Source organism: Citreicella sp. C3M06 (genome assembly GCF_018860705.1).
GTDB lineage: Bacteria > Pseudomonadota > Alphaproteobacteria > Rhodobacterales > Rhodobacteraceae > Salipiger.
Window position 1 is genome coordinate 99005 of the sequence record NZ_JAHKQA010000007.1, and the last position, 15835, is coordinate 114839.

Below are 15835 nucleotides of genomic sequence, written 5' to 3' on the forward strand. Positions count from 1 at the left end.
CGCGGCCTGCTCAGGCCATCTCGCGCAACACGCGCGGGACCTTGAATTCGATGGTTTCGGTCGCGGTCTCGACCGTCTCGACCGTCACGTCGTAGCGATCGCAAAACGCGCCGATGACCTCGTCGATCAGCACCTCGGGGGCGGAGGCTCCGGCGGTGACGCCAACGGTCTTCGCCCCTTCGAGGGCGCGCCAGTCGATGTTCGAGGCGCGCATCACCAGCTGCGCATAGCCGCACCCGGCCTTGCGGGCGACTTCGACCAGACGGCGCGAATTGGATGAATTGGGCGCGCCAACCACCAGCATCGCGTCGCAATCGGGCGCGATGACCTTGACCGCGTCCTGACGGTTGGTGGTGGCGTAGCAGATGTCTTCCTTGTGCGGGCCGACAATGGCCGGAAAGCGTGCGCGCAGGGCGGCGACAATTTCCACCGTGTCATCGACCGACAGCGTGGTCTGGGTGACGAAGGCCAGTCGCTGGGCATCGCGCACCTGCACATGCGCGACATCCGCGGGGGTTTCGACCAGCAGTACTTCGCCCTCGGGCAGCTGGCCCATGGTGCCGATGGTCTCGGGGTGACCGGCATGGCCGATCATGATCATCTGAAGACCGTTCTCGTGATGGCGGGCCGCCTCGATATGGACCTTGCTGACCAGCGGGCAGGTGGCATCGACATAGATCATCTCGCGCCGCGCCGCTTCGGCGGGAACGGATTTCGGCACGCCATGGGCGCTGAAAATCACCGGACGGTCGGGCGGGCAGTCGGACAGCTCTTCGACAAAGACGGCACCCTTGTCGCGCAGGCTGTCCACCACGTATTTGTTGTGCACGATCTCGTGCCGGACATAGACCGGGGCGCCCCATTTTTGCAGCGCCATCTCGACGATCTTGATGGCGCGATCGACACCGGCGCAGAACCCGCGAGGGGCTGCAAGGTATAGGGTCAGCTTCTGAGCGGTCATGTGGGTCTCCTGTGCAGTTCAAGACCTAGGGCGAAACGCACGGCGAATCCAGTGCGGCGTTTTAACTCTGGGCTGGGCTGCGGAAGCTTGCCCTTGGGGTGGCGGGGGCGTTGGCCGTGCGTCAATACCATGCCGAGATCTCAAAGCGGACCGTGGCGGATCAGCCCCCGGATGCGGCGGCGGTGATCCAGGCCAGCGCGATGTAGCGTCCGGTCTTGGCGAGGGTGACCAGCAGCGTAAACAGCACGAGGTTGGTGCGCATCACCCCGGCCAGAACGGTGAAGGCATCGCCCAATGGCGCCCAGCTTATCAGCAGCGTCCAGACGCCCCAGCGGGCGTAAATCCGCTGCGCCTTTTCCAGCTGCGCTTCGGTGATCGGAAACCAGCGCCGATGGCGGAAATGTTCCAGCCAGAGTCCAAGGTAATAATTTACCACTGCGCCCAGCACATTGCCGATGCTGGCCACCAGAACGATTAGCAGCACCGGCGCCGCATTGCCCAATTGCAGGCCGACAAACACGACCTCGGACTGGAACGGAAGGATCGTTGCCGCCCCGAAGGCGGCAAGGAACAGGCCGCCAAGTGCGGCGATTTCACCCAGCATGGGCGAGGGCTCTCATCCCCATTCGAACCCTCGCCTTGCAGGTGGTCACGCGTTGCGCGGCGCGGCAACCTCGAAGTTGCGCTCGGCGGTCTGCTCGCGCGGCGGGCGACCGATGACTTCGCGCAATTCGTCAAGCTCGATGAAATTGTCGGCTTGGCGACGCAGCTCGTCGGCGATCATCGGCGGCTGGCTGCGGATGGTCGAGACCACCGATACCCGGACGCCCTGACGCTGAAGCGATTCCACCAGCGGGCGAAAATCGCCATCGCCCGAGAACAGCACGATATGGTCGACGCGCGGGGCAAGTTCCATGGCATCGACCGTAAGTTCGATGTCCATGTTGCCCTTGACCTTGCGGCGCCCTTGACTGTCGGTGTACTCTTTGGCCGGCTTCGTCACCATGGTGAAGCCATTGTAATGCAGCCAGTCCACCAGCGGGCGGATTGGCGAGTACTCATCGTTTTCAAGCAGTGCGGTATAGTAGAAGGCACGCACCATCTTGCCTCGGCGCACAAACTCTTGTCGTAAGAGTTTGTAGTCTATGTCGAACCCAAGCGCCTTTGCAGCTGCGTAAAGGTTCGATCCGTCTATGAACAGCGCCAGCCGTTCGTCCTTGTAAAACATTAAATGTCCTTTCAGCAATTGGCCGCGCGAAAATGGTCCGTGAGTGTGAGTGTACTGCGCCGCGAGGCCGAACCTGGAATATTATGGTTTTCGAAAAGGCGCTTCAACCCACGAAGCCTGCTCATAAGGATAGTCCACACATGCCTGTCGGACAAGAAATCTTGATCGCCTTAGGGGCGAATATGCAATCTACCTATGGTGGACCAGCCGAAACTTTGAGCAACGCCCTCTCGCGTCTGCCCGAGCTTGGCCTTGCGGTGCGCGCGGTCAGCAAATTCTATGAGACCCCGTGCTTTCCAGCGGGGGCAGGGCCCGATTATGTGAACGCCTGTGCGCACTTGACAGCTGATCTGACACCCGAGGAAGTGCTTGCCGCGCTGCACCAGATCGAGGCCGAGCATGATCGCAAAAGAGACCGTCGCTGGGGGGCGCGAAGCCTCGATCTGGACCTGCTGGCAATAGGCGGAAAAGTTCTGCCCTCACTAAAGTATTACCAGCAATGGCGGGATCTGTCGCCCGAGGCGCAGGGCAGGCTGGCCCCAGAGCAATTGATTCTGCCCCATCCACGGCTTCAGGATCGCGGCTTCGTGCTTGTGCCGCTTCTGGATGTCGCGCCGGATTGGTGCCACCCGGTCAGCGGCCTGACCGTGCGGCAGATGCACGACGCCTTGCCTGCCGAGGCGCGCGCCGAAGTCAAGCCCATTTGAGCGAATCGCGCTTGTCTTCCGGGCAGGGGCGCGTTAGACGTGCCCTTTCTTACGGCTAACCGGATAGGTGATACGCATATGGCCCGCGTGACGGTAGAAGATTGCGTCGACAAGGTTCCGAACCGCTTCGAGCTGGTGATGCTCGCCGCGCACCGTGCGCGTGAGATCGCCGCTGGCAGCGCGATCACGGTCGACCGCGACAACGACAAGAACCCCGTCGTCTCGCTGCGCGAGATCGCCGAGGAAACCCAGTCGGCTGACGAGCTGCGCGAGCGGCTGATCGAGTCGCACCAGACCCAGATCGAAGTCGACGAACCCGAAGACGACAGCATGGCGCTTCTTATGGGTGCCGAGCAGGACAAGCCCGCCGAAGACGACATGTCCGAGGAAAAGCTGCTTCGCGCTCTGATGGAAGCGCAAGGGGAAAGCTGAGGCCCCGGCGGGCCGTTGCAAGGATGAACGCCCATGATCGCGGCGGAAGACCTCGTTGCGCTGGTCCGCAACTACAATCCCAAGACGAACGAAGCGCTGATCCGCGCGGCCTATGACTTTGGCCGCGCGATGCACGATGGGCAGATGCGCCACTCGGGCGAGCCCTATTTCAGCCATCCCGTCGCCGTTGCCGCCATTCTGACCGAGCAGCAGCTTGACGATGCGACCATCATCACCGCCCTTCTGCATGACACGATCGAGGACACGCGCGCCTCGTACAAGGACATCACCGACCGCTTCGGCGCGGATGTGGCCGATCTTGTGGATGGTGTCACCAAGCTGACCAATCTTCAGCTCTCCAGCTCGGAAACCAAGCAGGCCGAGAACTTCCGCAAGCTGTTCATGGCGATGTCCAAGGATCTGCGGGTGATTCTGGTCAAGCTGGCGGACCGTCTGCACAACATGCGCACCATCAAGGCGATGCGGCCGGAAAAGCAGATCCAGAAGGCGCGCGAGACGATGGATATCTATGCGCCGCTGGCCGGGCGCATGGGGATGCAATGGATGCGCGAGGAGCTCGAAGACCTCGCGTTCCGCGTGCTCAACCCCGAGGGGCGGGCCAGCATCATCCGCCGCTTCATCAACCTGCAAAAGGAAACCGGCGACGTCATCCATCGCATCACCGGCGACATGCGCGACGAGCTGGAAAAGGCCGACATCGACGCTCAGGTGTTTGGCCGTGCGAAAAAGCCCTATTCGATCTGGCGCAAGATGCAGGACAAGGGCGTCGGGTTTTCGCGCCTGTCGGATATTTACGGCTTTCGCGTCATCACCCGCAGCGAAATGGATTGCTACCGCGCGCTGGGGGTCATCCACCAGCGCTGGAAATCGGTGCCGGGACGGTTCAAGGACTACGTCAGCCAGCCGAAATCCAACGGATACCGGTCGATCCACACCACTGTGTCGGGCCGCGACGGCAAGCGGGTCGAGGTGCAGATCCGCACCCGTCAGATGCATGACGTCGCCGAAACCGGCGTTGCGGCGCATTGGTCGTACCGCGATGGCGAACGCTCGGAAAACCCCTTTGCCGTCGATCCCGCCCGCTGGATCGCCTCGCTGACCGAACAGTTCGACGCAGAACAGGATCACGACGAATTCCTCGAAGCGGTCAAGCTCGAGATGTATTCCGACAAGGTGTTCTGCTTTACGCCCAAGGGTGACGTGGTGAAGCTGCCGCGCGGCGCGACGCCGCTGGATTACGCCTATGCGATCCACACGCGGATCGGGTCGGGCTGCGTCGGGGCCAAGGTCGATGGCATTCGCGTGCCGCTCTGGACCCGCCTCAAGAACGGCCAGTCGGTCGAGATCATCACCGCCGAGGGCCAGACCCCGCAGGCGACATGGCTCGACATCGCCACCACCGGCAAGGCCCGCACCGCCATCCGCCGCGCCCTGCGCGAAGCCGGGCGCGAGCGGTTCATGCGGCTGGGGGCGGAACTGGCGCGTTCGGCCTTTGAACATCTTGGCAAGAAGGCCACCGACAAGGTGCTGGAAAAGGCTGCCCGCACCCTGCGCATCAGCGGGCGCAACGAGCTGCTGGTGCGGCTTGGCAGCGCCGAGATCACCTCACGCGAGGTGGTGCACGCGGTTTACCCCGAACTTGACGATGCGCGCGGCGACGAGATCGACGCGCAATCGGCGGTGATCGGTCTGGAGCCGGGGCAGGGCTTTACCCGGGCGCGCTGCTGCCAGCCGCTGCCGGGCGAACGCATCATCGGCATCACCCAGCGCGGCAAGGGCGTGTACGTGCACGCCATCGACTGCGATTCCCTTGCCGCGTGGGAAGACCAGCCCGAACGCTGGCTCGATCTGCGCTGGGAGGAGGGCACCCATCCCGCCGCCTATGATGTGACGCTCGAGCTGACCCTTGGCAACGATGCGGGGGTTCTGGGCCGCGTGTGCAGCCTGATCGGCGAGCGTCAGGCCAATATTTCCGATCTGACTTTTGTGGATCGTAAACCCGATTTCTTCAGAATGCGGATGGACATCGAATTCCGCGATGTCGAACATCTGCACTCGGTGGTCTCGGCGCTCGAGGCGGAAAGTGATGTGGCCTCGGTGCACCGCAGGCGCGATACTGCGCTGGCGGTTGCGCCCGCGGCGGCGGAATAGGCTTTCCCTCGCGCGTCATGGCGCTAGGGTCGGCGCATTGATTGGGCGGCCCTGCCGGGGCGCGATGACGACTTGGGGAGCAGCGGTCCACAGCACGGGCTGCCGCAGGAATAACGGACGGGACGCGTGTTCAAACGCCGCGACAGACGGCCCTTTTTGCGAGCCGTGTTCGAGCTGTTCTGGCCGCGCGGCGGCTGGACGCGCGCGGCGCGTTACATGCAGCACCGGCTGCATCGTCTGCCGGATTCCCCGGAAAAGATCGCGCGCGGGGTGTTTGCCGGGGTCTTCACCACGTTTACGCCGTTTTACGGGCTGCATTTCGTGGTGGCGGGCGGGCTGGCCTGGCTACTGCGGGGCAATTTCCTTGCGGCCTTCCTTGGCACGTTTGTCGGCAATCCGCTGACCTATGTGCCGATCGGCATCGCTTCGCTGCGCACCGGTTACTGGCTGCTGGGCATCGACCGGCACGAGCCGCACCACACATCGCTGCTCCACCGCTTTACCATGGCGGGGCAGGATCTGTGGGACAACTTGTTGAACTGGCTTCAGGGCAACCCCACCGACTGGACGGCGTTGAACGCCTTTTATCACACGGTGTTTTACCCCTACATGATCGGGGGCATCCTGCCGGGGATCATCACCGCGCTGGTCGCGTATTATCTGACGGTGCCGGTGATCAGCGCCTATCAAAAGCGGCGGCGCGGCCGGCTGAATGCCAAGCTGGCGGCCTTGCAGAAGAAAAAAGCGGAAAGCACGGCGCGGCCTGACTGAGCCGCCGCCCGGAGGATACATGAAACTGTTCGGACTGATCGCGCTGACCATGGTGGCGTTTGCGGCCAATTCACTGCTCAACCGCGCGGCGCTGGCCGGGGGTGGCATCGACGCCACCAGTTTCGGAACGCTGCGCCTGCTGTCCGGCGCGGTGATGCTGTCGGTTCTGGTGCTGCTGCGTCAGGGGCGGTTTTCGCTGGGCGGTCCGGGGCGGCTGGCGGCCGTTGCCGGGCTATTCCTGTATATCTACGGGTTTTCGGTGGCCTATAACGGGCTGGCTGCCGGGCTGGGGGCGTTGCTGATGTTCGGCATGGTGCAGGTGACGATGTTCGCCGCCGCAGCCATCGCGCGCGAGGTTCTTCCGCCGCGCCGCTGGGTTGGGGCGGGGCTGGCCTTTGGCGGGTTGGTATGGCTGCTGGCGCCGGGAGGCGGCACGGCCCCCAGCCTGCCGCACGCGCTGGCCATGCTGGTTGCGGGCTTTGGCTGGGGGATCTACTCGCTGGCGGGCAAGCTGTCGACCGTGCCGATGGTGTCGAGCGCGGCGAATTTCGTGCTGACCGCAGGGCTGGGCTGCCTTGTGCAGATCGGGCTGTTTGTCATGGGGGGTGACGGCGGCGGGGTCGCAAGCTGGTCCGCCAGCGCGGTGCTGCTGGCGGTGTTCTCGGGCGCGGTGACCTCGGCGCTTGGCTACATTCTATGGTACGCGGTGCTGCCGCGCATCCCGTCATCGACCGCCGCCGTCGCCCAGCTGACCGTGCCGGTGATCGCCATGGCGGGCGGCATGGCCTTTCTGGGCGAGGCGCTGACGCTGCGCTTTGTGCTCGCCTGCGGGCTGGTGCTGGGCGGAGTCGCGCTGTCGGTGATCCCGTTCACTCGGTCCAGCGCACCGCGGTAAGGTCGGTGGCCTGCGTCGGCTGGTTGGTCCACAGTCCGGTCAGCCGCGCATCGGCCACCGTGGCAAAGCCAAGCTGGAACAGATAGGCGTTGACGTAATCCTCGGCGATCATGGTTTCAGCCTGCTTGATCAGCGCCGAGCGCGCCGCCGGGTCGGATGTTGCGCTCAGCGTGGTCATCAGCTCGGCAAATTCCGGCTTGCCGTACTGGAAGTAGTAATCGGGCCGCGCATAGATGCCGATGTCGAAGGGTTCGGTGTGAGACACGATGGTCATGCCGAAATCCTTGCCCTTGAACACCTCTTCGAGCCATTGCGCCCATTCGAGATTGACGATCTCGGTCGAGATCCCGACTTCGCGCAGCTGCGCCGCGATGATCTCGCCGCCGCGCCGGGCATAGGAGGGCGGCGGCAGCTTCAGCGTGGTGGTGAAGCCTTCGGAATAGCCCGCCTCGGTCAGCAGTTCGCGCGATTTCGCAGGGTCATAGGCGGACAGCCCGGTCAGATCGACGTAATCGGGGTTATGCGGGGCGAAATGGGTGCCGATGGGCGTGCCCTGTCCGAACATCGCGCCGTCGATGATCGCCTGCCGGTCGATGGCATGGGCCACCGCCGCGCGCACCCGCAGATCATCCAGCGGCGCTTGGGCGTTGTTCATCGCAAGGATGGTCTCGCCCTCGGTGGTGCCGGACAGCACCTGAAAGCGCGGGTCGGATTCGAACATCGGCAGGTTTTCGGGGGCGGGGAAGCCGGCAAAGACGTCGATATCCTGCGCCATCATCGCGGCAAAGGCCGCTGTCGGGTCGGCGATGAACCGGAACGTGACGTCGCTCAGCGCTGGTTCGGTGCCCCAGTAGGCGTCGTTGCGGGCCAGCTCGATGCGATCGCCCGTCACCCAGCGCGAGAATTTGAACGGGCCGGTGCCGATCGGGGTTTGCTTGATGCCATCGACGCTTTCGGGCGCGACAATCACCGCATCGCCCCAAGCGAGGTTGAACAGGAAGTTACCGTCGGGCGCAGCCAGCGTCACCTCGACGGTTTGCGGGTCGATCACGTCGACCGACGCGATGCCCGCGAACAGCGCCTTCTGTGCGTTCTGGCTGTCATCGGCGCGGGCGCGATCAAGGCTGAACTTGACGTCTTCGGCGTCCATCGCGCTGCCGTCGTGGAAGGTCACGCCGCTGGCGAGGTGAAAGGTGTAGCGCGCGCCGTCGTCGGAAATGTCCCAGCTTTGCGCAAGGCCGGGGGCGATGGCCCCGGTTTCGGTGAATTTCGTCAGCCCTTCGAAGACGTTGGAATACAGCACTGAATCGATGGCCCCGGCCGCTGCCGAGGTCGGATCAAGATGCGGCGGTTCCAGTTGCAGGGCGACGGTGATGTCGGTCTGCTGGGCGCTGGCGGCCTGTGCGGCAAGCAGCGCGGCGACAAGGGCAAGGCGGGACATCGGCGGCTCTCCGTTCTGGGATGATTGTCGAACTGTGACGCAATTCGCCAAAGGTGCAAGGCGCGTCGCACTGGAAAGGCATCGCACGGGCTGATAGAGGGCGCCACAGCTTAGGGAGGAGCACATGAGCGCAATCGCACACAAGAGCGTGCCGCTGCCGGACGATATCCGCGCCCGCAAAGGCGGCGTGCCGATTGTCAGCCTCACCGCCTATACCACGCCGATGGCTCAGCTGATGGACGCCCATTGCGATTTCGTGCTGGTGGGGGATTCCGTCGGCATGGTGCTGCACGGGCTGGAATCGACGCTGGGCGTCACGCTCGAGATGATGATCCTGCACGGCCGAGCGGTAAAGCGCGGGCTGAGCCGGGCGATGATGGTCGTCGACATGCCCTTTGGCAGCTACGAGGAAAGCCGCGAGCAGGCGTTTCGCAACGCCGCCCGGATCATGGCGGAAACCGGCGCTGGCGCGGTGAAGCTGGAAGGCGGGGTGCAGATGGCGCCGACCATCGCGTTTCTGACCGGGCGCGGTATTCCGGTGATGGCGCATGTCGGCCTGACGCCGCAGTCGATCAACACGCTGGGTGGCTACAAGGTGCAGGGCCGGGGCGCGGCGGGCGAGGCGCTGCTGGCCGATGCCCGCGCCGTGGCCGAGGCCGGAGCCTTTTCCGTGGTGCTGGAAAAACTGCCCGCCGCGCTGGCCGACCGTGTGACCGAGGCGGTAGACATACCAACCATCGGCATCGGCGCGTCGGCGGGTTGTGACGGGCAGATCCTTGTGGTTGACGACATGCTGGGGCTGTTCACCGCCTTCAAGCCGAAATTCGTCAAGCGCTATGCCAGCCTTGGCGATGAGGCCGAAGCCGCCATCGCCACCTATGCCGCAGAGGTGCGCGCCCGCGCCTTTCCCGCGCCAGAGCATGTCTTTGCCGATACGGAGCCGATGAAATGACCGAGATCATCCGCGACAAGGCGGCCCTGCGCGCCCGTGTCACCGCTTGGAAACGCGCCGGAGAGGTGATCGGCGTGGTGCCCACCATGGGGGCGCTGCACGAGGGCCACCTGAGCCTTGCGCAGGCGGCAAGGGCCGGGGCCGACCGGGTGATCGTGACGATTTTCGTCAATCCTCGGCAGTTCAACAATCCGTCTGATCTGGAAAACTACCCGCGCACCGAACATCAGGATGCCGAAAAGCTCGCGCCGTTCGGGGTCGATGTAATCTATGTGCCCGGCCCGTCAGAGATCTATCCCGATGGCTTTGCAACCTCGGTGCATGTGGAGGGGCTGACCGAGATCCTGTGCGGGGCGTTCCGGCCGGGGCATTTCGACGGGGTGACCACCGTTGTGCCCAAGCTGTTCCTTCAGACCGGCGCCGACAAGGCGTGGTTCGGCGAAAAGGACTACCAGCAATTGCAGGTGGTGCGGCGAATGGCGGCGGATCTGGATATCCCGGTCGAGGTGATCGGCTGCCCCACGGTGCGCGAACCCGATGGGCTGGCGCTGTCCTCGCGCAACCTGTTGCTGCCGGCTGATGCGCGGGCCAAGGCCCCGGCGCTGGGCCACGTCATGCAGGGCATGGCCGAGGCACTGGCGCAGGGCGGGACCATGGCCGAACTGGTCGCGCCCGCCGAAGCGGCGCTCGCGGGCGCGGGCTTCGACAAGGTCGAATACCTTGAATTGCGCGCCGCCGACGGGCTGGCCCTGCTGGATCGGCTCGACCGCCCGGCGCGGTTGCTCGCCGCCGCATGGATTGGCGGCGTGCGGCTGATCGACAATATCGCGGTCGGCTGAGACTTAGCGCAGGATTGGCGGGCTGTCCGGGTCGGACCCCGGCGCGATGGGTTCGATCCGCGCAGGCTTTTCCGGTTCGGGTAGATCGAAGCGCAGCCCGACGCGGGTTAGCGATGCCGCCAGCGGGTCGTGATCGCGCACGAAGGTCACGTCGAGCGAGCCAGCTTCGATTCCCGAAAACACCAGCGCCTCGTTCACGGCGCGGGCCAGCGCATCCTCGGCCCCCGGCACTGCCCCGGCAAAGGCCAGAAGGTGGCTGCGGGTGCCATCCTCATAGCGCACCCCGGCAAGCCACGCGGCGCGGGCAAGCCCCACCGCCGTTGCCAGCTTGGTGTCCAGCGCGGTGATCAGCGACTCGGGCAGCCCGCCCGGCGGCGTGACCTCTTCGATCTGGCCATGGGTTTCGGCGGGGCCATGGCCCAGCGTCTCGTTCAGCCAGTCCACCGCCTCGGGCGGCAGCAGGATCGACGATGGCGCCACCTCGAGGTTGACCGCAAGACCGATGCCTTGCCCTGCCAGCATCGACGCGCAGGCCCGCCCCGACAGCGCCGCATAGGGCGCGGCGGCCCCGACGAATTGCGACAGGCGCTCTTCGCGATCGAACACCAGCACAAAGGAGGCATCGGCCAGTTCGAACACCTCGGGTTCGACGGTGTCGCCGGTCGCTTCTTTCGCCAGCAACACGAACAGCTCGCCATCGGCAAGCCGTTCGTAGAACCGCAGGCGGGCGGCCCCGTCCAGCGGGGCGGCCTCCATCGCGGCATGGGCGTGGTCGAGTGGGGTTTCCAAAGTCATGTCATCGCCTCGCGGACGCGGGATCGCAGCACCGGCAAAAGCTCGGCCTCGAACCACGGGTTGCGTTTGAGCCATGCGGTATTGCGCCACGACGGATGAGGCAAGGGGATTGCGCCCGGCAAATGGTCGCGCCAGCCGCGCACCGTCTCGGTGACGCCGGTTTTCACGCCGAGATGATAGCGATGGGCATAGCCGCCGATATAAAGCCGCAGTTGAACGTCGCCCAATGCGGCGAACAGCCGGTCGTGCCACGTGGCACGGCAGATCGGCGGCGGCGGCAGGTCGGACCCGGCGGCATCATAGCCCGGAAAGCAAAAGGCCATTGGTATGATCGCCACCTTCGAGCGGTCCCAGAAGGTCGCCTCGTCCAGCCCCAGCCAATCACGAAGGCGTATGCCCGACGCATCATCAAATGGCTTCTGGCTTTGATGCGCCCGCAGTCCCGGCGCCTGCGAGGCGATCAGCAGCCGCGCGCCCGGCGCGAACCAGACCACCGGGCGCGGGGCGTGCTGGGTGCGGGTGGTGGCAAAGCGCGGCGCACACAGGCGGCAGGCGCGGAGATGATCGGCGAGTTCTGGCAACGGTTCCATGAGGGGCAGATAAGTGCGTGGCGCGAGATTGCCAGAACAGTTCGAAAATTATCGAAATGAACCGTTGCGTGCGGGAAATGTTTCGATGATGCTAGAAATATGAAACACGAATCCCCCATCCCCAAAGATATGCCGCTGGAGATCGCCGCGTCGAAATTCGCCGCGCTTGGCTCTGAACAGCGGCTGAGCGTGCTCAGGGCGCTGGTGCGCTCCGGCCCCTCGGGCATCAGCATCGGGGCGCTTGGCGCGCGCACCGGCGTCACCGGCTCGACCCTGACCCATCATCTGCGCATCCTGACCCATGCCGGCCTCGTGCGGCAGGAAAAGCAGGGCCGCAGCATCATCTGCGCCGCCGCCGCCTATGAAGAGGTGCAGGCATTGTCTGAGTTTCTTGTCACCCAATGCTGTGCCGATTGCGAGGGTTGCAGCGAACACCCGGAGCATCACGATGGCTGACACATGGCGTCCGGCACGGCTGCCGAAACTCGACAAGGCCTGGATGGCGAGCGCGCTGCTGCTGCTGTCTGTCGCTCTGGTCGATACGCCCCAGACTCTGCCCACGGCGCAGTTCGCGCTGGGAGCTCTGTTGCACACGCTGCCTTTCGTGCTGTTTGCTGTGGCGGCGGTGGCCACGATCAAGGCCTCCGGGGCCGAGACCCTGCTGGCCAAGGCCTTTGAGGGGCGCGAGACCCGGATGATCGTGCTGGCCGCGGTGCTGGGCGGGCTGTCGCCGTTCTGTTCCTGCGAGGTGATCCCGTTCATCGCCGCGCTGCTGGCGGTGGGCGCGCCGCTCAGCGCGGTGATGGCCTTCTGGCTGGCCTCGCCGCTGATGGACCCGGCGATGTTTCTGGTGACGGCGGGCACGCTGGGGCTGGATTTTGCGCTGGCCAAGACGCTGGCCGCGGTGGCGATCGGGCTTGCGGGCGGGCTGGGCGCCATGGCGTTGAAGCGCAGCCCGGTGTTTGCCGATCCGCTGAAGCCGCAGCCCAAGACCTGTGGCAGCAGCTGTTGTGGCGGCGTGACGAAGCCGTTTCAGGGGACACCGAAATGGCGTTTCTGGCAGGATGCGGCGCGGCGCGAGACCTTCCGCACCGAGGCGCAGGCCAACCTTGTCTTCCTGCTGAAATGGCTGCTGCTCGCCTATCTGATCGAGGCCGTGATGCTGCGCTATATCCCCGCAGAAACCATCGCGGGCGTTCTGGGCGGCACCGGGGTCTGGCCGATCTTGCTGGGCGCGCTGATCGGGGCCCCGGCGTATTTGAACGGCTATGCTGCCGTGCCGCTGGTCGATGCGCTGCTGGCGCAGGGCATGGCGCCGGGCGCGGCGATGAGCTTTGTGGTGGCGGGCGGCGTCAGCTGCATTCCGGCGGCCATCGCGGTCTGGGCGCTGGTCAAGCCGCGGGTGTTTGCCGCCTATTTCGGCTTTGCCCTGATCGGGGCCTTCGCCGCCGGTCTTGCCTGGGGCGCCATCGCCTGAGTCGGCGTTAACGCCTTGGTCACAGCTGGGGCAGCCCGCGCCATCTTGTGGCCCACACAACCAGACAATCGCCGGATAACACCCCCGGCGATTGCTCTTTGTTTCCTGATCGGGACATAATATCACCAGATTCCACGCCTAAGACATGCTTAATCTGCCCTCTGTATTGCTGAGGAGGGCGTATGGTGCGGGGCACGGTGGATGCTTGAGTTTGACACGGTCAGCAAGTCCTTCTGGACAGGGCAGCGGCGCAAGGTGATCCTTGACCGCGTGTCGTTCCGGGTGGAACTTGGCCAGTCGCTGGGCATCCTTGCTCCGAACGGTACCGGCAAGTCGACGCTGATCCGCATGATGGCCGGGCTGGAAAAGCCCGACGAGGGCGAGATACGCTCGACCAGCCGGGTGTCTTTTCCGCTGGGATTCATGGGCGGGGTGGTGTCGAAGATCTCGGCGCGCGAGAACTCTCGGTTCATCGCCCGGATGTACGGTATCGATCCGGATTACGTCGAAAGCTTCTGCCGCTGGCTCTGCAACCTTGGGGAATATTTCGATCAGCCGCTGGGCACCTATTCCAGCGGCATGCGCTCGCGCTTTACCTTTGCGCTGATGCTGGCGCTGGATTTCGACATCTATCTCATCGACGAGGGGATGCCCAATTCCACCGACGTCGAGTTCAACAAGAAGGCGGGCGAACTCCTCGCAGAGCGGCTGCGTACGACGACCATCGTGATCGTCTCGCACCAGCCACAGATCCTTGAACGCTTCGCGCGCAAGGCGGCGGTCCTGATGGACGGCAAACTGCACATGTTTGAAACCTTGGAAGAGGCGAAGCGACTCTATGACTACGAAACCCAAGGCTAAGAAATTCCGTGTCCGCCGCAGCGGCGAGATGGAGGCGGGCGGCGCTTTGCCCGGGGCGGCAACCAATGACGCGACGCCCCCGGTGCCTCCGGCAGAGCCTGCGCAGCCAGCCAGGCCAGCGCCGGTGTCGCAGCCGGGCAAAGCGCAGGACGCCGAAGATCTGCGCCCGCCGGTTCAGCCTGCGCCACGCTCGCAGCCGGCAACTGCCGAGGCTGCGAGGGACGCAAAGACCGACATGGACGCGATCCGCAACGAAGGCCTGACCGGGCGTCAACTGCGCATGGCGCGGCGCGTGGCGCAAAAGCACGGCATGGCGCCGACCTCGGATTTCGATGCGGTGCGCCTCTTGCGGGTCCGCGGCATCGACCCGTTTCAGCGCGCGAACATGCTGGAACTCGTGGTGCCGGACAAAGGCACCGACAGCCCCGCCGCCGAAGCGCCCGCCCCGGGCGGCAAGGTGCAGCTGCCGCAGAAGGTCGAGACCGGCAAGGTGCAGCTGCCCTCGACCCAGATGGCCAGCCCGTCGGAACGGCGCGCCGCCGAGATCATGCAGATCCAGCAGGATCTGGCCGCCCGGCGCCGCAAGAAGCTGCTGCTGCTGCTGACGCGGCTGGCGTTCTTCGTGTTTCTGCCGACGATCCTTGCGGGGTATTATTTCTACATCATGGCGACGCCGATGTTTGCCACGAAGTCGGAATTCCTTATTCTCAAGGCCGAAAGTTCGGCCAGTTCGATGGGCTCGCTGTTCTCGGGCACGCAATTTGCCACCAATCAGGACGCGATCGCGGTGCAAAGCTACCTGATGTCCAAGGATGCGATGCTGCGGCTCGACCGGGACGAAGGCTTCAAGACCCATTTCGAACAGGACTGGATCGACCCGATCCAGCGGCTTGATCCCGGTGCCTCGAACGAGGCGGCCTATGCGCTGTACAAGCGCAACATCGAGATCGGCTATGACCCGACCGAAGGTGTCATCAAAATGCAGATCCTTGCCGCCGACCCCGAGACCGCGGCACGGTTCAGCCGTGCGCTGATCGGATATGCCGAAGCCCGCGTCGACAACCTGTCGATGCGCAAGCGTTCGAACGCGGTGGATGATGCCGAGGTCGGGCTCAGGGATGCCGAGGCGGCGCGGGCGCAGGCGCAGGAAAAGCTGGTGCGCTTGCAGCAGGACGGCGCCGTCATCGACCCCGAAGGGCGCATTGCCGCGCTGCGCGGGCAGGTCAACAACATCGAAATCCAGCTTCAGGAAAAGCAGCTTGCGCTTCAGGCGCTGCTCGACAACGCGCGTCCGAACCAGGCCAAGGTCGACGGGGCGCGTGGCGATGTGCGCCGGCTTGAGGCGCTGCTGGCCACGCTGAACAACCAGATGACGCAGGCAACAACCGGGGAAAATTCGCTGGCCGAGATCGCGGTGCAGATCAAGCTGGCCGAGGCCGATCTGTCGACCCGCGACCTGATGCTTCAGACGGCGCTGGAACGGCTGGAACAGGCGCGACGGGATGCCGACAGTCAGGCGCGCTATCTGACCACCTCGGTGGTGCCGGTCGCCTCCGAAGACCCGAGCTATCCGCGCAAGTTCGAGAACACCATCCTCGCGTTCCTGATCTTTTCGGGGGTCTACCTGATGTTCTCGCTGACCGCGTCGATCCTGCGCGAGCAGGTGTCGAGCTAAGGGGAAAAGGCGCGGGGCCGCGATGGCCCCGCCCCGGGC

General features: G+C 64.7%; 17 protein-coding genes. 11 read left to right on the forward strand and 6 right to left on the reverse strand.

From position 1 onward, the window contains the following. Positions 1-10 precede the first annotated feature (10 nt). The 3 genes from ispH to KO516_RS02610 form a co-directional block, all read right to left on the reverse strand. Positions 11-961: a 4-hydroxy-3-methylbut-2-enyl diphosphate reductase gene (ispH, locus tag KO516_RS02600; RefSeq protein WP_216002253.1), complete on the reverse strand. Its 951-nt coding sequence runs from the start codon at positions 959-961 to the stop codon at positions 11-13. Between the two features lie 160 nt (positions 962-1121). After that, positions 1122-1565 carry a YqaA family protein gene (locus KO516_RS02605; protein ID WP_216002254.1) on the reverse strand — a complete coding sequence of 148 codons (444 nt, stop codon included), beginning with the start codon at positions 1563-1565 and terminating at the stop codon, positions 1122-1124. A gap of 45 nt (positions 1566-1610) precedes the next feature. After that, entirely contained in the window at positions 1611-2189 is a 579-nt protein-coding gene (locus KO516_RS02610) for an NYN domain-containing protein (RefSeq protein WP_216002255.1), read from the reverse strand. Between the two features lie 140 nt (positions 2190-2329). Here KO516_RS02610 and folK point away from each other — a divergent pair, with 140 nt between their 5' ends. The 5 genes from folK (at position 2330) to KO516_RS02635 (ending at position 7166) form a co-directional block, all read left to right on the forward strand. Beyond that, positions 2330-2896, forward strand: coding sequence for a 2-amino-4-hydroxy-6-hydroxymethyldihydropteridine diphosphokinase (gene folK / locus KO516_RS02615; protein ID WP_216002326.1), 567 nt, complete (start codon positions 2330-2332; stop codon positions 2894-2896). 78 nt (positions 2897-2974) lie between these two features. Further along, positions 2975-3328, forward strand: coding sequence for a DNA-directed RNA polymerase subunit omega (rpoZ, locus tag KO516_RS02620; protein WP_216002256.1), 354 nt, complete (start codon positions 2975-2977; stop codon positions 3326-3328). Between the two features lie 33 nt (positions 3329-3361). Then, a complete protein-coding gene (locus KO516_RS02625) occupies positions 3362-5500 on the forward strand; it encodes a bifunctional (p)ppGpp synthetase/guanosine-3',5'-bis(diphosphate) 3'-pyrophosphohydrolase (protein ID WP_216002257.1) in 2139 nt (712 codons plus the stop codon). Positions 5501-5626: 126 nt separating this feature from the next. Then, complete coding sequence (locus tag KO516_RS02630) at positions 5627-6271, forward strand: DUF2062 domain-containing protein (RefSeq protein ID WP_216002258.1); 645 nt, start codon at positions 5627-5629, stop codon at positions 6269-6271. A gap of 19 nt (positions 6272-6290) precedes the next feature. Next, positions 6291-7166, forward strand: coding sequence for a DMT family transporter (locus KO516_RS02635; protein ID WP_216002259.1), 876 nt, complete (start codon positions 6291-6293; stop codon positions 7164-7166). Here the strand turns inward: KO516_RS02635 and KO516_RS02640 are convergent. After that, entirely contained in the window at positions 7141-8607 is a 1467-nt protein-coding gene (locus KO516_RS02640; protein ID WP_216002260.1) for an ABC transporter substrate-binding protein, read from the reverse strand. The two genes, KO516_RS02635 and KO516_RS02640, sit on opposite strands and share 26 nt — an antisense overlap. A 124-nt stretch (positions 8608-8731) precedes the next feature. Between KO516_RS02640 and panB the strand changes: the two genes are divergently transcribed. Beyond that, positions 8732-9559 (forward strand): 3-methyl-2-oxobutanoate hydroxymethyltransferase, encoded by an 828-nt coding sequence (panB, locus tag KO516_RS02645; RefSeq protein ID WP_216002261.1) that lies wholly within the window; start codon positions 8732-8734, stop codon positions 9557-9559. Further along, a complete protein-coding gene (gene panC / locus KO516_RS02650) occupies positions 9556-10398 on the forward strand; it encodes a pantoate--beta-alanine ligase (protein WP_216002262.1) in 843 nt (280 codons plus the stop codon). The genes panB and panC overlap by 4 nt, the downstream gene beginning before the upstream one ends. Positions 10399-10401: 3 nt before the next feature. Here the strand turns inward: panC and KO516_RS02655 are convergent, their stop codons facing one another. Together KO516_RS02655 and KO516_RS02660 are read right to left on the reverse strand one after the other, a co-directional pair. Further along, a complete protein-coding gene (locus KO516_RS02655) occupies positions 10402-11193 on the reverse strand; it encodes an SseB family protein (protein ID WP_216002263.1) in 792 nt (263 codons plus the stop codon). Continuing rightward, positions 11190-11783, reverse strand: coding sequence for a uracil-DNA glycosylase family protein (locus KO516_RS02660; protein ID WP_216002264.1), 594 nt, complete (start codon positions 11781-11783; stop codon positions 11190-11192). The genes KO516_RS02655 and KO516_RS02660 overlap by 4 nt, the downstream gene beginning before the upstream one ends. Positions 11784-11882: 99 nt before the next feature. Between KO516_RS02660 and KO516_RS02665 the strand changes: the two genes are divergently transcribed. The 4 genes from KO516_RS02665 to KO516_RS02680 all read left to right on the forward strand — a co-directional run bounded on the left by KO516_RS02665 (position 11883) and on the right by KO516_RS02680 (position 15796). Continuing rightward, positions 11883-12239: a helix-turn-helix transcriptional regulator gene (locus KO516_RS02665; RefSeq protein ID WP_216002265.1), complete on the forward strand. Its 357-nt coding sequence runs from the start codon at positions 11883-11885 to the stop codon at positions 12237-12239. Then, positions 12232-13260 carry a permease gene (locus tag KO516_RS02670; RefSeq protein ID WP_216002266.1) on the forward strand — a complete coding sequence of 343 codons (1029 nt, stop codon included), beginning with the start codon at positions 12232-12234 and terminating at the stop codon, positions 13258-13260. The genes KO516_RS02665 and KO516_RS02670 overlap by 8 nt, the downstream gene beginning before the upstream one ends. Before the next feature lie 201 nt (positions 13261-13461). Beyond that, the gene (locus KO516_RS02675; protein ID WP_216002267.1) at positions 13462-14121 is read left to right on the forward strand and encodes an ABC transporter ATP-binding protein; all 660 of its coding nucleotides are present in this window, start codon (positions 13462-13464) and stop codon (positions 14119-14121) included. Then, complete coding sequence (locus KO516_RS02680; protein WP_216002268.1) at positions 14099-15796, forward strand: capsule biosynthesis protein; 1698 nt, start codon at positions 14099-14101, stop codon at positions 15794-15796. Before KO516_RS02675 ends, KO516_RS02680 begins: the two co-directional genes overlap by 23 nt. Positions 15797-15835: the final 39 nt, after the last annotated feature.